Source organism: Rhodobacter sp. JA431 (assembly GCF_900217725.1).
GTDB lineage: Bacteria > Pseudomonadota > Alphaproteobacteria > Rhodobacterales > Rhodobacteraceae > Rhodobacter > Rhodobacter aestuarii.
In genome coordinates, this window is record NZ_OBMP01000006.1 from 140623 (window position 1) to 157039 (window position 16417).

18 protein-coding genes are annotated in these 16417 nt (G+C 61.4%); 8 read left to right on the forward strand and 10 right to left on the reverse strand.

Annotation, left to right across the window (positions count from 1 at the left end; all coding sequences use genetic code 11):
* Window positions 1-38: 38 nt before the first annotated feature.
* From nusB to CRO18_RS13270, 4 genes are read right to left on the reverse strand one after another with little or no spacing between them, the layout of a single operon-like run.
* Entirely contained in the window at window positions 39-548 is a 510-nt protein-coding gene (gene nusB, locus CRO18_RS13255; protein ID WP_076485386.1) for a transcription antitermination factor NusB, read from the reverse strand.
* A complete protein-coding gene (locus CRO18_RS13260) occupies window positions 545-1096 on the reverse strand; it encodes a 6,7-dimethyl-8-ribityllumazine synthase (protein ID WP_097082484.1) in 552 nt (183 codons plus the stop codon). Before CRO18_RS13260 ends, nusB begins: the two co-directional genes overlap by 4 nt.
* Before the next feature lies 1 nt (window position 1097).
* The gene (gene ribB / locus CRO18_RS13265) at window positions 1098-2231 is read right to left on the reverse strand and encodes a 3,4-dihydroxy-2-butanone-4-phosphate synthase (protein ID WP_097082485.1); all 1134 of its coding nucleotides are present in this window, start codon (window positions 2229-2231) and stop codon (window positions 1098-1100) included.
* Window positions 2228-2818, reverse strand: a complete 591-nt coding sequence (locus tag CRO18_RS13270; RefSeq protein WP_076485383.1) for a riboflavin synthase — start codon at window positions 2816-2818, stop codon at window positions 2228-2230. Before CRO18_RS13270 ends, ribB begins: the two co-directional genes overlap by 4 nt.
* Window positions 2819-3041: 223 nt before the next feature.
* On the opposite strand from CRO18_RS13270, the gene CRO18_RS13275 reads away from it, so the two are divergent.
* The 3 genes from CRO18_RS13275 (at window position 3042) to CRO18_RS13285 (ending at window position 7574) form a co-directional block, all read left to right on the forward strand.
* On the forward strand, window positions 3042-4328 hold the full coding sequence (locus CRO18_RS13275) for a capsule biosynthesis protein (RefSeq protein WP_097082486.1): 1287 nt from the start codon (window positions 3042-3044) through the stop codon (window positions 4326-4328).
* Between the two features lie 109 nt (window positions 4329-4437).
* A complete protein-coding gene (locus CRO18_RS13280; protein ID WP_076485381.1) occupies window positions 4438-5535 on the forward strand; it encodes a polysaccharide biosynthesis/export family protein in 1098 nt (365 codons plus the stop codon).
* Window positions 5535-7574 carry a capsular polysaccharide biosynthesis protein gene (locus CRO18_RS13285; protein ID WP_097082487.1) on the forward strand — a complete coding sequence of 680 codons (2040 nt, stop codon included), beginning with the start codon at window positions 5535-5537 and terminating at the stop codon, window positions 7572-7574. Before CRO18_RS13280 ends, CRO18_RS13285 begins: the two co-directional genes overlap by 1 nt.
* On the opposite strand, the gene ribD is transcribed toward CRO18_RS13285, so the two are convergent.
* From ribD to CRO18_RS13300, 3 genes are all read right to left on the reverse strand, one after another.
* Window positions 7571-8662: a bifunctional diaminohydroxyphosphoribosylaminopyrimidine deaminase/5-amino-6-(5-phosphoribosylamino)uracil reductase RibD gene (gene ribD, locus CRO18_RS13290; RefSeq protein ID WP_170952670.1), complete on the reverse strand. Its 1092-nt coding sequence runs from the start codon at window positions 8660-8662 to the stop codon at window positions 7571-7573. The two genes, CRO18_RS13285 and ribD, sit on opposite strands and share 4 nt — an antisense overlap.
* Complete coding sequence (gene nrdR / locus CRO18_RS13295; protein ID WP_076485379.1) at window positions 8659-9129, reverse strand: transcriptional regulator NrdR; 471 nt, start codon at window positions 9127-9129, stop codon at window positions 8659-8661. Before nrdR ends, ribD begins: the two co-directional genes overlap by 4 nt.
* Before the next feature lie 158 nt (window positions 9130-9287).
* Window positions 9288-9647 (reverse strand): hypothetical protein, encoded by a 360-nt coding sequence (locus tag CRO18_RS13300; protein ID WP_097082488.1) that lies wholly within the window; start codon window positions 9645-9647, stop codon window positions 9288-9290.
* 159 nt (window positions 9648-9806) lie between these two features.
* Here CRO18_RS13300 and CRO18_RS13305 point away from each other — a divergent pair, with 159 nt between their 5' ends.
* Complete coding sequence (locus CRO18_RS13305; protein WP_170952671.1) at window positions 9807-11081, forward strand: ATP-binding protein; 1275 nt, start codon at window positions 9807-9809, stop codon at window positions 11079-11081.
* The gene (locus tag CRO18_RS13310) at window positions 11074-11637 is read left to right on the forward strand and encodes a response regulator transcription factor (protein ID WP_076485376.1); all 564 of its coding nucleotides are present in this window, start codon (window positions 11074-11076) and stop codon (window positions 11635-11637) included. Before CRO18_RS13305 ends, CRO18_RS13310 begins: the two co-directional genes overlap by 8 nt.
* A gap of 44 nt (window positions 11638-11681) precedes the next feature.
* Here the strand turns inward: CRO18_RS13310 and CRO18_RS13315 are convergent, their stop codons facing one another.
* The 3 genes from CRO18_RS13315 to CRO18_RS13325 form a co-directional block, all read right to left on the reverse strand.
* On the reverse strand, window positions 11682-12008 hold the full coding sequence (locus tag CRO18_RS13315) for a hypothetical protein (protein ID WP_097082490.1): 327 nt from the start codon (window positions 12006-12008) through the stop codon (window positions 11682-11684).
* Window positions 12009-12114: 106 nt separating this feature from the next.
* The gene (locus tag CRO18_RS13320) at window positions 12115-12351 is read right to left on the reverse strand and encodes a DUF1127 domain-containing protein (protein WP_076485374.1); all 237 of its coding nucleotides are present in this window, start codon (window positions 12349-12351) and stop codon (window positions 12115-12117) included.
* A gap of 133 nt (window positions 12352-12484) precedes the next feature.
* The gene (locus CRO18_RS13325) at window positions 12485-12787 is read right to left on the reverse strand and encodes a hypothetical protein (protein WP_097082491.1); all 303 of its coding nucleotides are present in this window, start codon (window positions 12785-12787) and stop codon (window positions 12485-12487) included.
* Window positions 12788-12914: 127 nt separating this feature from the next.
* Here CRO18_RS13325 and pyrC point away from each other — a divergent pair, with 127 nt between their 5' ends.
* From pyrC to CRO18_RS13340, 3 genes are all read left to right on the forward strand, one after another.
* Window positions 12915-13955 carry a dihydroorotase gene (gene pyrC, locus CRO18_RS13330; protein WP_097082492.1) on the forward strand — a complete coding sequence of 347 codons (1041 nt, stop codon included), beginning with the start codon at window positions 12915-12917 and terminating at the stop codon, window positions 13953-13955.
* Window positions 13956-14001: 46 nt separating this feature from the next.
* Window positions 14002-14682, forward strand: coding sequence for an orotate phosphoribosyltransferase (locus CRO18_RS13335; RefSeq protein ID WP_076485371.1), 681 nt, complete (start codon window positions 14002-14004; stop codon window positions 14680-14682).
* A 240-nt stretch (window positions 14683-14922) separates the two neighbouring features.
* The gene (locus CRO18_RS13340) at window positions 14923-16413 is read left to right on the forward strand and encodes a replicative DNA helicase (RefSeq protein WP_097082493.1); all 1491 of its coding nucleotides are present in this window, start codon (window positions 14923-14925) and stop codon (window positions 16411-16413) included.
* Window positions 16414-16417: the final 4 nt, after the last annotated feature.

Genomic DNA, 16417 nt, shown 5'->3' on the forward strand with positions numbered 1-16417 from the left:
AAGATATGTGGCCGATACAACAAGCAGCGAGGCGCGTTTTAGAACGCCTCGGGGCGGATTTCGCGCGCCATGTGATCAAGCACCGCATTGACGAATTTCGGCTCGCGGCCTTCCGGGAAGAAGGCACGGGCCACGTCCACGAATTCGTTGATCACCACTTTGATCGGTGTCGCCGGGTTGACCATTTCGGCCCCAGCCGCGCGGAACAGCGCACGGATCACCGGGTCGATCCGGTCAATCGGCCATTTCGCCACCAGCGCGCGGTCGGTGGCTTGGTCGATTTTTGCCTGCCACATCACCGCATCGTCGAGCACGCGACGGAAAAGCGAATAATCGCCCTCTGCCAATTCCTCGCCCTCTTCGGTGACCATGCCAAAACGGAAGCTTTCAAACTCGCGCGCCACGCGATCTGCCCCCTGCCCCGCCGCTTCCATCTGAAACAGCGCCTGCACAGCATACAGCCGCGCAGCCGAGCGCATCCGGCGTTTGTCTTCCGGGCTCAGTTTCTTCGGGGGTTCGTTCGGCGTTTCGGGGGCAGTATCGGTCATGCGCGGCTCGGTCCTTCGGTCTCACCGGCGATGCGGAACTCTTCGCCTGCGGGGCGGAAGCCGATTCCCTTCGTCCGGTTGGCCCATTTGCGCGAGAGCGCGACAAGATGCAAGGCCGCAGCAGCAGCGCCACCGCCCTTATCTTGATCAGCGGGGTCTGCGCGCACCTCGGCTTGCGAGCGGTTTTCCACCGTCAGGATGCCATTGCCGATGCAAAGCCCTTGCAGCCCCAAAAGCGTCAGCCCACGCGAACTATCATTGCAAACAGTATCATAATGGGTGGTCTCGCCCCGGATCACACAGCCCAGCGCCACATAACAATCGTAATCGGCCATGCGGCTCGCCATGCCAATCGCGGTCGGAATTTCGAGCGCGCCGGGCACTTCCACAATATCGACCGAGGCCCCCACTTTTTCAGCGGTGGCCTTGGCGCCGGCAATCATATTGTCAGCGATGTCTTTATAGTAAGGCGCGACCACGATCAGCATTTTCACCGGATCGGTGAAGCTCGGCAGGTCCAAGACGTGGTGGCTTTCATTCCCCGCCATCTTAGTAGCCCCGCGTTTCTTCGATGATCAGGCCATAGCCTTCGATGCCCACCAGTTTCGGCGCGGGCGAATTGGTCAGCAGCTTGAGATGCGTCAGACCAAGCGCGAGCAGAATTTGCGCGCCCAAGCCGTATTGGCGCAAGGTTTGCGGGCTAGCTTCGCCCGGCAGCACCATTTTGGCGGAGGTTTCCCGCAAAAGCACGACAACGCCGCGCCCCTCGGCGGCAATCGCCTCCATCGCGCGGCCCAGATCGCCCGCTTTGGCAGCATTGAGGCCCAGCACATCCGCGAGCGGGTCAAGGGCATGCATCCGCACCAGCACCGGCTCATCGGTCGAAATATCGCCTTTGGACAAAACGATATGCTCGGCACCCTCGGTCTGGTCGGTAAAGACACGCATCGACCAATCACCACCGTAGATCGAGGTCACGGCGCGTTGTTTGGTTTCGCGCACGAGGCTGTCATAGCGGCGACGATAGGCGATCAGATCCGAGATCGTGCCGATTTTGATATTGTGCATCTGCGCGAAGGCGATGAGGTCGGGCAGACGGGCCATTGTGCCGTCTTCGTTCATTACTTCACAAATCACGCCCGAGGGGTTCAGCCCGGCAAGGCGCGAAATATCGACAGCCGCTTCGGTATGACCCGCGCGCACCAGAACGCCGCCTTCGCGCGCGCGCAGCGGGAACAGGTGCCCCGGCGTTGCAATATCGGCGGGGCCTTTGGTCGGATCAATGGCGACAGCGACAGTGCGGGCGCGGTCATGCGCCGAAATGCCGGTCGAAATGCCTTCACGCGCTTCAATCGACACGGTGAAAGCCGTTTCGTGACGCGACGAGTTCGACGAGGCCATCAGCGGCAGGCCCAAAGCTTCGATCCGGCTCGCCGGCAGCGCGAGGCAAACAAGGCCCCGGCCATGCGTTGCCATGAAGTTGATCGCATTGGGCGTCGCCATTTGCGCCGGAATGATCAGATCGCCTTCATTCTCGCGGTCTTCGTGATCGACCAGAATGAACATCTTGCCGTTGCGGGCGTCTTCGATGATCTCATCAATCGTCGAGATGGCGTCGTGGTAGCTTTGCTCCACCGGGCCGGGTTTGTCGTGTGCGCCGGACTTGTCCACCGGGTTCGTCATGCCTTCCACTCCGTCAGCCGCGCGACATAGCGCGCGAGCGTATCGATTTCCAAATTGACCTTATCGCCCACCTTGGACGCGCCAAAACTGGTCACGGCCTTGGTGTGCGGGATGAAGTTGATGCCAAAGCTGCACCCGTCCACCTCGTTCACGGTGAGCGAGCAGCCATCAAGCGCGACCGAGCCTTTCGGCGCGATATATTTGGCCAGCGCCTCGGGGGCGCGGAAGGTGAAGCGGGTGCTTTCCCCCTCGTCCACCATCGCGGTGATTTCAGCCACGCCATCGACATGGCCCGAAACGATATGGCCGCCCAGCTCGTCGCCGACTTTCAGCGCGCGCTCTAGGTTGATGCGTTTGCCGACAGCCCAATCACCGATATTGGTTTTAGAGACCGTCTCGCCCGAGATTTGCACATCATACCAATCGGCGCCGGTGGCGATGATCGTCAGGCACACGCCTGCATGAGCAATCGAGGCGCCAATATCGACCGTGGCCATATCGTAGCTGCTGCGGATGCGGGCGCGCAGGTCGCCGGTTTTTTCAAGACTGACGATCTCGCCCAGATCGGTGACGATTCCGGTGAACATGGCTTTTCCTCTGCCTGATTTGGTCCTGCCTAGCTTGCGCAGGCCTTGCGCGCAAGGCTTGGCCCCGACGCATGGGTGCACAAGACCGGCGCGAAAATGCGTCTTGCCGTCGCGGAAGCCCATTTGCGGCCCTCAAGAGCGGGATGATCCGGTTTTCGCCCCGATTTCTCCGTGACTCTGCCACGCGGGCAGGCCAAAAGGGATCGCCCACCCCGGAGAGACAATGACTGCCGCCCTCGCCCGTACCTTTTTGATGCTGCAAGGTCCGCATGGGCCTTTCTTTGATCAATTGGGGCAGATGCTGCGGTTGACCGGGGCCAAGGTCTGGCGCGTGGGCTTTAACCGGGGCGATCAGGCATTTTGGCGCGATAAGGCGCATTTCATCCGCTACAACGGCACGCCCGAGGCTTGGCCCGCACGGTTTGCCGCGCTTTTGGATGAAAAAGCTGCCACCGATCTTGTGCTTTATGGCGATACCCGGCCCATTCACGCCCAAGCCGTGGCCGAGGCAAAGGCGCGCGGCATCACCGTGCATGTGTTTGAGGAAGGCTATCTCCGCCCCTATTGGGTGACCTATGAGCGCGGCGGGGCCAACGGCCATTCGCGGCTGATGCGGCTGAGCCTGCCCGAAATGCGCGCGGCCCTTGCCCAAAGCGAGATCGACTTTCCCGATGCGCCGCCACGTTGGGGCGATACCCGGCAGCACATTTTTTATGGCGCACTCTATCATTTCTTCGTGCTCGCCCTGAACCACGACTACCGCAGTTTCACGCCGCATCGCGGGATTTCCGTCTTTGATGAGGCGCGGATCTATTTCAAACGACTGTTTTGGATGCCGTGGCAGGCACTGGAGCGGACTTTGGCCACCGCGAAGGTGCGGTTGACGGGCCATCCGATCCATTTGGTGCTGTTGCAGCTTGAGCATGATGCCTCTTTGCGGATGCACTCCAACTTCCAAAGTCAGGCCGAATTCATCGAGCTGGTGGCCGAGGGGTTTGCCAAAGGCGCGCCGCGCCACCATCACCTCGTCTTCAAAGCGCATCCGCTTGAAGATGGCCGTGCACCGCTCGCCGCAACGATCCGCGCAGCCACAAAGCGCCACGGATTGGCTGGCCGGGTGCATTTTATTGGCGGTGGCAAATTGGCTGCCCTTTTGGCGCAAGCACGCTCTGCGGTGACAATCAACTCCACCGCGGGCCAACAGGTGCTTTGGCGCGGGCTGCCGCTGCGTATCTTTGGTCGCGCGGTTTATGACAAGCCAGAGTTCGTTTCGGCCCAACCGCTCGACGCGTTTTATGCTGCACCTGCGAGACCAGATACACGGGGCTACCGCGACTACAGACACTACCTGTTGGAAACATCGCAAGTTCCGGGCGGATTTTATGCCGCACGCGGTCGGCGCATCTTGCTTCGGCAGGTGGTTGATATGATGTTGTCGCCCGAAGATCCCTATGATGCTTTGGTCGCCGGAAACGCGGCACCACGGCAACAGTTACGCGTTGTAAGTTGACTATGCTGGATTTTTTCTGCCTTGCCCGTTATGGTAGCAAAAAAATGAACGGCAATCCCGCACAGGAGCCCGAGCAGTGAGCACCAAAACCACCCGCAGAACCCTGTTGATGGGTTTTTCGGCCGTCCTTCTTGGGACCGCCTCCTGTGGCCTGCCCCGGTCTGGCCCGAACAAGCGTGAAATCTTTTCTGGCTCGGTCATGAAGCAAGGCGATGCCTTCGTCATTTCCGTGAATGACCATGTGACGCGCGCCACTTCGGTGCAGCCGTCGCTTGGCTTCTCCTCCGCATTCCAGCGCGCGGGCGTTGTGGGGTCAGACACGATCAACCCCGGCGACACGCTGATGCTGACGATCTGGGAAAACGTCGACAACGGACTTTTGGCCCCGCAAGGCGCCTCGGCCACGCAATTGACCGAAGTGCAGGTTGATGGCGCGGGCAATATCTTCGTGCCCTATGCGGGCAAGATCAAAGCGGCAGGCAATTCACCCGATGCGCTGCGCAAGATCATCACCGAAAAACTGGATGCGCAAACGCCGGACCCGCAGGTGCTGGTGTCGCGCGCGGCGGGCGATGGCTCGACCGTTTCGCTGATGGGCTCTGTGGGTGGCCAAGGCGTTTATGCGATTGAACGCCCCACCCGCACGCTTTCGGCCATGCTCGCGCGCGCGGGCGGCGTGACGATCAAGCCTGAGATTGCGAAGATCACCGTCAAACGCGGCAACAACAAAGGCACGGTCTGGCTCAAAGACCTCTACCAGAACCCGAAAATGGACATCGCGCTGCGTTCGGGCGATGTGATTTTGGTGGAGGAAGACACCCGTGCCTTCACCTCGCTTGGCGCGACCGGCGCGCAAGCCCGTGTGCCGTTTGAAACGCAAACACTGTCTGCGTTGGAAGCCATCGCCACCGTAGGCGGGCTCAATTCCAACCTCGCCGATCCGACCGGGGTCTTCGTGTTCCGCAACGAACCGGCCGATATTGCGTCTGTGGTGCTGGGCCGCAATGACCTCGTGGGCGATCAGCGCATGATTTATGTGCTCGATCTGACCGAACCCAATGGCATGTTCATGGCGCGTGATTTTGTGATCCGTGATGGCGATACCGTCTATGTGACCGAGGCCCCCTATGTGCAGTGGCAAAAGTCGCTTTCGGCGCTGACGGGCTCGGCTGCAACCGCGGATTCCTTGCAAAACCTCGGCAACTGATGCCAAACGCCTTACAAGGCCAAGCCGCCGGAGGGGCCGCCTCCCGGCGGCTTTTCTATTACACGGCGGGCTTTTGGCAAAACCCACAGCTTGGGCGCATTCTGGATGCGGCAGGCTGGTCTTTGCATCTGGGCCTGCCGGGGCCGGAGGATCGCGTGGTGGTTTGGGGGCGCTCGCCCTATGCCGCCCGCGGTGAACGGGTCGCCGCGCGGCAAGGGGTGGGGTTGGTACGGCTTGAAGATGCCTTTTTACGCTCGGTCCATCCGGGGCGCGCACGCGGCGCAGATGGCCCTTTGGGGCTCTTGATTGACGAAGACGGGGTGCATTTTGATGCTGCGCGCCCGTCCCTCATTGAACGGATGCTGGCGCGCGAACCGCTTGATGACACAGCCCTTTTGGACCGTGCGCGCGACGGCATTGCCCGGCTGAAGGCGCTGGAACTTTCAAAATACAACAATTTCGACCCCGACCTTGAACCACCCGCGCCGGGCTATGTGCTGGTGATAGATCAAACAGCAGGCGATGCTTCGGTGCGCTATGGCGGGGCGACGCCGGGCACCTTTCGCGAAATGCTCGCCGTTGCGCAAATCGAAAACCCCGGCGCGCGCATTTTGATCAAGACCCATCCCGAAACCCGCGCCGGGCTGCGCGGCGGCTACTTTGGCCCCGCGCATGAAGACGCGCGCACCACACTTTACGAAGCGCCCGTCTCGCCTTGGAAATTGCTGGAAGGCGCGGTGGCGGTTTACACAGTTTCCTCGCAACTGGGCTATGAGGCGATTTTGGCAGGCCACAAGCCGCGCGTCTTTGGCCAACCCTTCTATGCGGGTTGGGGGCTCACGCTGGATGAAAACCCGGTGCCACGCCGCAATCGCCGCCTGACACGGGCGCAACTCTTCGCCGTGAGCCACCTCTTGGCTCCGCAATGGTATGACCCGTGCCGGGAACGTGGCTGCAGTTTTGAAGAAGCGGTGGACCAACTTGAAGCCGACGTCCGCGCCTATCGTGCTGACCGCTTCGGCCATGTGGCAAGTGGCATGCGGCTTTGGAAACGCGGGGCCCTAAACGCTTTCTTTGGGCGGGAACAACCGCTGCGCTTTATCGACCCTCCAGAAAAGGCCGCGCAGGTGGCCGAGCGTAGCGGGCGCAGACTTTTGCTTTGGGCAGGTAAGGAACCCGCTGGCTTTGCGGCCCCGGCGCTGCGGGTGGAAGACGGTTTTTTGCGCTCGCGGGGCTTGGGGGCCGATCTGGTGCCGCCGCTCTCGCTCGTCACAGATAGCCAAGGCATTTATTACGACCCGACGCGCCCGTCGGATTTGGAAGACCTGATCAAAACTGCCATGCCCGCTGGCGGCGCGCAGCGGGCAGAGCGGCTGATCGCGGCTTTGCGCAAGGCGGGCCTTTCAAAATACAACCTTGGTGGCGCGGTGCCCCCCCTCCCACAAGGACAGCGTATCCTCGTGCCGGGGCAGGTTGAGGATGATGCCTCAATCCATTTGGGCGCGGGCGAGATTTGCACTAATCTCGCATTATTGGCGAAGGTCCGCGCCGAAAACCCCAATGCAATTGTGCTTTTCAAACCTCATCCAGATGTGGAAGCCGGATTGCGCCCAGGTGCCATTCCCGAGGCGGAGGCGTTGCGTTACGCCGATGCCATCTTGCACAAATCTGACCCAATCGCTTTGATTGAACAGGTTGATGAGATTTGGACGATGACCTCCCTTTTGGGGTTTGAAGCCCTGATCCGGGGCAAGCCCGTCACCACCACAGGCGCGCCCTTTTATGCGGGCTGGGGGCTGACGCGCGACCTAGGGGCAATCCCCGACAGGCGGAGCCAAAAGGTCAGCCTTGACCAGCTTGTCTACGCCAGCCTGATTGCCTATCCACGCTATTATGACCCGGTGAGCCGCCGCCCCTGCCCGCCTGAGGTGGTTCTGGAACGGCTCGCAAATGGCCCGCTGCCCCGGCCCGGCCCGATCAACCGCGCCTTGGCAAAACTGCAAGGGATTTTCGTGAGTTACGCCGCGCTATGGCGTTAGCTGCGGTGCCAGCGGGCCAGCACATCGCCACCAATGGGGTGCACATCTGAAAGCGTATAGCGCGGCGCCTCCGCCAAGCGCTCCAACCCCAGCGCCCCAATGCCCGGGCGCGCATCGCCGCCCAACACCACCCCCGCGGTAAAGCCGATCAACTCGTCCACCACCCCCGCTGCCATTAGGCTGGCCGCAAGCTGCCCCCCGCCTTCGCAAAACACCCGCGTCAGCCCACGTTCGGCAAGGGCGTGCATCACCGCGACCGGATCAAGCCCAGCCGCACTCTCGCCCACTTCGATCAGCTCCGCCCCAAGGCCAGACCAAAAAGACCGCGCTTCTTCAGAGGCTTGCGGGCCATGCACCAGCCACAGCGGCGCTTGATCCAGCGAGCCTGCCAAACGCCCGCGCGGCAGATCAAGGGAGCGGCTAGCCACCACGCGCACCGGCGCGCGCAAAGGGGTGAAAGCGCGCACCGTCAGCAGCGGATCATCCGCCCGCGCCGTGCCGCCGCCCACCAAAACCGCGTCATAGCGTGCGCGCAAAGCTTGTACGCGCGCGCGGGCTTGCGGCCCGGTGATCCATTGGCTTTCGCCATTGGAAAGTGCAATCCGGCCATCAAAACTGGCCCCGAGTTTTAGCGCGAGCCAGGGTCGTCCCTGTTCCACACGGCTCAAGAACCCCGCCTGCAAAGCGCGCGCCTCCGCCCCCATCACGCCGGTGATCGCCTCAATTCCAGCGGCCCGCAACATGGCGTGGCCTTTGCCACAAACGCGCGGATCGGGATCTTCTAGGGCAGACACAACACGGGTAACGCCAGCCTCAATCAACCCCTCGGCGCAGGGCGGGGTCTTGCCGTAATGCGCGCAGGGTTCAAGCGTCACATAGGCCGTGGCCCCGCGCGCCCGCACCCCCGCTTGATCCAGCGCGCGGCGTTCCGCATGGGGCCGACCGCCCGGCTGCGTCCAACCGCGCCCAACGATCCGCCCCGCATTCACGATCACACAGCCCACCGCAGGATTGGGCCAGACATTGCCCAAACCCCGCGCGGCAAGGCTAAGCGCCAGCCGCATGAAGCGGCTGTCAGCTTGGCTCACTCTGGCTCTCCGCTCACATTGGGACGCAGCTCGGAGACGAATTTGTCAAAATCATCTGCGGCTTGGAAGTTCTTGTAAACGCTTGCAAACCGCACATAGGCGACGGTGTCGATCCGCGCCAAAGTCTCCATCACGATCTCCCCGATGGAGCGCGAGGGGATATCGGTTTCGCCCAAGCTTTCGAGCCTGCGCACGATGCCCGAGATCATTTGGTCAATCCGCTCCGGGTCGATCGGGCGTTTTTGCATCGCGATGCGGATCGAACGCTCAAGCTTGTCGCGGTCAAAGTCTTCGCGCCGCCCAGAGGTTTTGATCACGACCAGATCGCGCAATTGCACGCGTTCATAGGTGGTGAAACGCCCCCCGCAGGCCGGGCAAAACCGCCGACGCCGGATCGCCACATGATCCTCTGCCGGGCGGCTGTCTTTCACTTGAGTATCAACGTTCCCGCAAAATGGGCAGCGCATGGCCTCCCCTTTCTTCCTGTTCCGCCTCATGTTGGGGTCTGACGCCCCGGTTATCCACAGACTATAGGGGGGATGCGAGAATTCGGGTAGCGAAAAGATCGCCCTACCAAATACAGGGGTAAAGGTGTGGCGGCACGGTCTCATGCCCCCACAGGCGGTTAGGATTTCGTGGCGGGCTCCGGAGCCACATAGGGGGCCGCTTCAGCGCGGGATTTGGCATAGATGGCCAAACACTCCGGCATCACCTGCATCGCCTTGAGTTCACGCGCAAAAGCAGCGTCGACCGCGGCCGCCCCCATCGGGTTGGTTTTCAGCGCAGGCGGCTCACGTGTGCCATCCCCCTTGCCGGTCACAAGCGCATATTGACCACCGGCCTCTGCCGCCACATAGGCGAAACACGTGCCACGTTGCGAGATGCGCGGGGCGCTGGGATCGGCGGGCATGCCCTCAACACAGGCGGCCAGCGCAACGGGGGCCACGAGCAAAAAGCGGGGCAAGACTTGGGCGAACGGGGGCATGCAAATCCTCTTTCTTAACAGCGCCACGGTAGCAGCCTGCGCGCATGGAGCAAGAGGAATTGCCGCCGCCACGCGCACGCCCAGCGCAGAAGTTTTTGCACAGAGTTGCCCTGCCCGAAGACATGCGGCATGGTCGCGCCAATCCGGAAAGGTTCAAAAATGCGCGCGCCAGCACCCGATCAAACGCCCCCGATCCGCGCCCCCAAACAGGGCGAAACGGCTTGGCTTTTGGTGCAAATCCGTTGGGTGGGGATCATTAGCCTGATCGTTGCGCTTGTTTATGCGCTCAAGATCCTGCGCCTTGATCTGCCTTATGAACCGATTGGCGTGGTGACGGTGCTGCTGGTTTTTTACAACCTCCTCACCGCAGTTTCAGTCACCCGCCGCACGGTTTTGCCCGATTGGGTGATCCTTGCGCAATTGGCGCTCGACACTGGCGCGCTGACGGCACTTTTGGCGCTTTCCGGTGGCGCGGCGAGCCCCTTTACGATGCTGTTGATGGTGCCCCCCCTTTTGGCGGTCTCTCTTTGCACCCCGTTTTATGCGCTGCCGATTTATTTGCTCAGCAACCTTGCGATGTTTGGCCTTGTTGCGCTGACGGCAGAGGCCGGGCCCGCACCGACCGGGCTCTTTTTGGCTTTTGTGCTGACCTCTACGCTGATGGTCTGGTTCGTGTTGCGGTTGCGGCTCAGCATGGCCGCGCGGGAGCGGGCGATTGAAGAGCTACGGCGCGCCAAAGCCGAGGCGGATCAATTGGTTGGCCTTGGGCTCTTGGCCTCTGGTATGGCGCATGAACTCGGCACACCGCTGACAACGCTGGCGGTGACGCTTGATGATTGGGCCGAGATTGGCCCGCCTGAGGGCGATGCCCTTGCCCCCGAACTCGACCGGATGATCACGCAATTGCGCCGCTGCCGGGCAATTGTTTCGCGCACATTGCAAGCGGCGGGGCGCGAGCGGCTTGAAGCCGCTGCCGATGTGCCCGCCGAAGCCGAAATCCGCCGCATTCTGGCGATATGGAGCGGCTCGCGCGGTCGCGCCCGGGTGCCCGTGCAAACCACCCCCGCGCTCCGTGGCACCCGCATTTTGACCGCCCCAATTTTTGAAGCTGCGCTCGTGAACTTGCTCGACAATGCTGAAAGCGTGGCTCCGGGCACGCTGGAGGCCAGCCTCAACCGCGAGGGAAACCTGCTCGTTTTCACGCTGACAGACCGTGGCCCCGGCTTTCCCGAAAGCGTGCTGGCCAACCCCGGCGCGCCATTTCTATCTGGCTCCGGCCAACCGGGGCGCGGATTGGGGCTCTTTTTGGCGCGCAATGCGATTGACCGCCTTGGCGGCCGGATGGAATTGCGCAATACCCCCACCGGTGCCGAGGTGCGGCTGAGCCTGCCGCTGCTTAGCCGTTCCCTGCCCGAGGAGATCCGCCATGAGTGAAGACCACCGCTGCCTCTTGGTTGTTGAAGATGACCCGCATCTGGCCGAAACGCTTGCTGCCGCCTTTGCCCGGCGCGGCTATGAGGTGCATGCCGCCACCCGCGAGGAAGCCGCGATCGGGTTGGCGCAGCGCTATGCCTTCACCCATGCGATTGTCGATCTGAAGCTGGCCGAGGGTTCGGGGCTTGGGGTCGTCAAAGTCTTGGGGGAAAAGGAAGATCCGCCCGCCATCGTGGTGCTGACGGGTTTCGCCTCGATCTCGACCGCGGTGGAGGCGATCAAGCTTGGCGCGACGCAATATTTGGCGAAACCCGCCACCGCGCGCGAGATTGAAACCGCGTTTGGCCACCGCGCCGGCATGGCGATGCCCGAGATTGAGGCGCCGCAGGTGGGGGTAAAAGCGCAAGAATGGGAACTGATTCAGCGCACTTTGGCGGAAACCGGGTTCAATATTTCCGAGACCGCGCGGCGGCTTGGCATGCATCGGCGCACCTTGGCGCGCAAACTCGCTGCGCATCGTGCCGCCGCCGAAGGACAAGAAACCGTCGAGGAATAAGGGGCGCGGAATAAGAGGGCCGCGCGACTTGACGGCGCGGCAGGTCACTCCGGAGCGTTAGAACTTTCTTCGCCCTCGGCCCCTTCTTCGTCATGCGGGCCAAACACATGGGTTTGCACCTGCCGCCGCCCCAAGCCACGCGCGATCTGATCTAAGATCACCTCTTCGGGTGCGAAAAGCGGAACGGGGGTAAAATCTTCAACCACCGCCGCCGTCTCAAGCCCGAGGGCATGGAGCGCTTGGATCAAGGCTTCATCCGCACGGACCAAAAGCCGCGATGTATCTATCTGACACGGCGCGCGAAACTGGCCTACGCACAGCGCGGCCAGCACCAAATCTCCACGCACCTCTGTCAGTGTCTCGTGCTTCATCCGATCAACCCCGCCTGAAGTCTTTCACTTCCGAGGCAGTATTGAACCGCATGTGGATCGGCGCAACCCTTTGTTGCACCTAGATCCCTTGCACAAATGCGACAAATCAGTAGCAGAATTTATCGCGGAAGACGTGGCTGACAATGTCATCACGGGTCAGCCCGTGCACCGCCAGTTCTTCATCCGACATATCGGATAGCCGCAGCACTTCCTGCATCCGTTCATGCGCTTCGGTCGCCTCCACGAGCCGTGCGCCAAACGACGCCGCAAAACGCCCGATCTGGGCTGCGATGTCTTTGAACAGGTTGAGTTCTTTTTCGATGAATGTCGTTGTGTAAGCCATGGAAACCTCCTTAGGGCAGAGTGTTTCCCCCCTTGAGGTCTATATAAGTCAGACTCGTTGTCCCATGAACCGACAATCCGGCAATGCCGCCCTGCATTTTCTGCAACGCGGCATTAACAAAACGCTTAATTCCTTAGCAGTCGAAGGCGCGGGCGCGAACGAGCGAAACCGGCACACCCGGCGGGGCTTCGTCGAACACGACCGTATCCGCGCCATCGGCCTTGGCGGTTTCCAGCACCTTGTTGCGCGCATAGCGCAGCGCCTCCTCGCCCAGCACCGGGCCATAAAGCCCCGGCTCATTGGTGATGATGGAAACGGCGCGGCAGCTTGCCACCTCGTTTTCTTGCGCGACCCGCACTTCGGGCACACCGCGAAAGCCCGGATCGTTACAGCCCAGAAGGGCAAGACCGGCGATCAACGGAAGGGCTGCTCTCATTTTTTCCTCCTTTTCCCGTTTGGGCGTAAAACTGGCGCAGAAGCGGGGCCGCTGTCCAGCCCATGCGGGCGGTTTCGGCGCAAAGCTGCCACTGGAAATACGCGCCCATCAGGTGTAACCGAAACGCATGACCCAGATCACGCTCCCCCGACCCGACGATTGGCATTTGCACCTGCGCGACGGTGCGATGCTGCAAGGTATCTTGCCCGAGAGCACGCATCACTTCGCCCGGGCGATTGTGATGCCGAACCTTGTGCCGCCAGTGGTCACCGCCGCCGAGGCCACGGCCTATCGCGACCGTATTCTGGCAGCCCTGCCAGAGGGGGCAGCCTTCACGCCGCTGATGACGCTATACCTGACCGAGGCGACCGACCCGGCAGATGTGCGCGCCGCGGCCGAAAGCGGGCTGGTGAAAGCGGTGAAGCTTTACCCGGCAGGCGCCACCACCAACTCCAATGCAGGCGTGCGTGACTTTGATAAAGTGCGCGGCGTGCTGGAAATGATGGCCGAGATCGGCTTACCTTTGTGCGTGCATGGCGAGGTGGTCACGCCCGAGGTCGATATTTTCGACCGTGAGGCGGTCTTTATTGACACCGTGCTCGACCCGATCCGCCGTGCCACGCCGGGGCTGCGGGTGGTGATGGAACATATCACCACGAAAGACGGGGTGGATTACGCGCGCAGCCAAGATGACACTTTGGGCGCGACGATCACCACGCATCACCTGATCATCAACCGCAACCACATCCTCGTGGGCGGGATCAAACCGCATTACTATTGCCTCCCCGTGGCCAAGCGAGAATTGCACCGTTTGGCGCTGCGCGAGGCGGCGACCTCTGGCGATCCGCGCTTCTTTATCGGCACGGATTCCGCCCCCCATATTGATGATCTGAAAGAAAACGCCTGCGGCTGCGCGGGCTGCTTTACCGCCACGAATACGATGCAGCTTCTCGCGCATGTGTTTGAGGAAGAGGGTAAGCTTCAAAAGCTTGAAGCCTTTGCCTCGCGCAATGGCCCCGCGTTTTATCGGATGCCGGTCAATGAAGAGACGCTGACGCTGATCAAGACTGACACACCCGCAGCTTGGCCCGACAAGATTATCACCGGTGCGGGCCCCGTGACTGTTTTCAACCCGGGCTTCCCGGTCTACTGGCATGTAAAGAACTGACCCGACTGCGGCGCGCCCCGCATAGGCACAGAACAGGACGACACAGATGATCCCCTCCTCCTACCCCGCGAAAGAAGAAATCGCCCGTCTCACGGCGCGGATGCTTTTGGAAATCAAGGCGGTGCATTTCAATGCTGACGAGCCCTTCACGCTCGCCTCGGGCCTGCCCTCGCCCACCTATATCGACTGCCGCAAGTTGATCTCTTACCCGCGCATCCGCTCCACGCTCATGGATTTTATGGCCGTGACGGTATTGCGCGACGCGGGCTTTGAGGCTTTTGACAATATTGCGGGCGGCGAAACGGCGGGCATCCCCTTTGCCGCGATGGTGGCAGAGCGTCTCGCGCTGCCGATGACCTATGTGCGCAAAAAGCCCAAAGGCTATGGCCGCAACGCCCGGATTGAAGGGGCGATGTCGGAAGGTGAGCGGGTGCTTCTGGTCGAAGACCTGACCACCGATGGCGGCTCGAAACTGAGCTTTGTCGATGCGATCCGCGAAACCGGGGCAAGCTGCGCGCATACCGCCGTGATCTTTTACTACGGGATCTTCCCCGAGACAGAGCCGAACCTCGAAAAGCATGGCGTGAAGCTGCATTACCTCTGCACCTGGTGGGATGTGCTGGCCGAGGCGCGCGCCCAAGGCGCGTTTAGCGCCGAGACGCTCAATGAGGTGGAGGCGTTTTTGAAAGCGCCGCGCCCGTGGCAGGAAGCCCGTCAAAAAGGCTGACCCGATTTCTGGGGATAAGTTTCCCCAAGAGTTGTGGAAAAAAATGGGACAACTTGGGGCGACTCGCGCCACAAGCGAAGTTTCGCCCAAATCTTGTGGGGCGTGCTACGCAAACCCCCATAAATGCGCTAAGCTTAACGTCAAACCACGGGTTCTCTACAGAGTTATCCCCTGCGCGGGCCGCTTGGGCTTTTGATCAGGAATCGTTAAGAACGCCGCTGGTGGGGCCGAGAGGCAGAAATGAACACGATTGCACAGATAACGTCGGAGCAACCGGCGGGCGCTGAAGAAGAGGCCTTGCCGCATAACATCGAAGCCGAGCAGCAATTGCTGGGCGCGATTTTGACGAACAATGACATCTTTGACCGCATCGCCTCTGTGGTGCGGGCGGAGCATTTCTATGAGCCGGTGCACCGCACGATCTACGAAGTGGCCGTGGCGCGGATTCAAAAAAACGCGCTCGCTTCGCCGGTCACGCTCAAAGCCTATCTTGAAGACGATGAGGGGCTGAAGGCGCTTGGCGGGGCCGCTTACCTTGCGCGGCTCGCGGGTGCGGCGATCTCGTCTTATGCCGCGCGCGACTATGCGCAGATGATCCATGACCTCGCGCTGCGGCGCGAACTCATTCGGCTCGGCAAAGACCTTTCTGCTTCCGCGCAAAAGGTGGAGATTGGCCGCGAACCCGAAGAGCTGATCATCGAGACCGAAGGTGCGCTTTATAAGCTCGCGGAAACCGGCACGGCGGAGAAGGGCTTTGTGAGCTTTCTCAAAGCGGTGACCGAAGCCGTGCAATCGGCCAATGCCGCTTATCAGCGCGAAGGCGGTCTGGCGGGCGTTTCCACAGGCTTGCGCGACCTTGATAAGAAGCTCGGCGGGCTGCATTCGTCTGACCTTTTGATCTTGGCCGGTCGTCCCTCGATGGGGAAAACCTCGCTTGCCACCAACATCGCCTTCAACATCGCCAAGGCCTACAAACGCGGCATCCGCCATGATGGCACCGAAGGCGCGGTGGAAGGCGGTGCGGTGGGCTTTTTCTCGCTCGAGATGAGTGCGGAACAGCTGGCCGCGCGGGTGCTCTCTGAGGCCTCCGAAGTCCCCTCAGAACAGATCCGGCGCGGCGATATGACCGAGGCCGAGTTCCGCCGCTTTGTGGAAGCCGCCAAAGCGCTCGAAACCTGCCCGCTTTACATCGACGATACGCCCGCGCTCCCCATCGCACAGGTGGCGGCACGCTGCCGCCGGCTCAAGCGCACGCATGGGCTGGATGTGGTCTTTGTCGACTATTTGCAGCTTCTGCGCGGCTCAGGCCGAACCGACAACCGGGTGCAGGAAATCGCCGAGATTTCGATGGGGCTGAAAGCGCTTGCGAAAGAGCTCAACATTCCCGTGGTGGCGCTATCCCAGCTTAGCCGGACGGTGGAAAGCCGCGAAGACAAACGGCCACAACTCTCCGACCTTCGGGAATCGGGCTCGATAGAGCAAGACGCCGACGTGGTGATGTTCGTCTATCGGGACGAATATTACCACGAGCGGATGAAGCCGCCAGAAGATGACCCGAAATTTGCCGAATGGCTCCAAAAGGCCGAGCGCGTGCATGGCAAGGCCGAGGTGATCTTGGGCAAACAGCGTCACGGGCCGATTGGCACCGTGGAAGTGGCCTTTGAAAGCCGTTTCACCCGGTTCTCGGACCTTGCCAAAGCATGGCAGGGCGACGGCTCAGACGGGTTCTGATCTG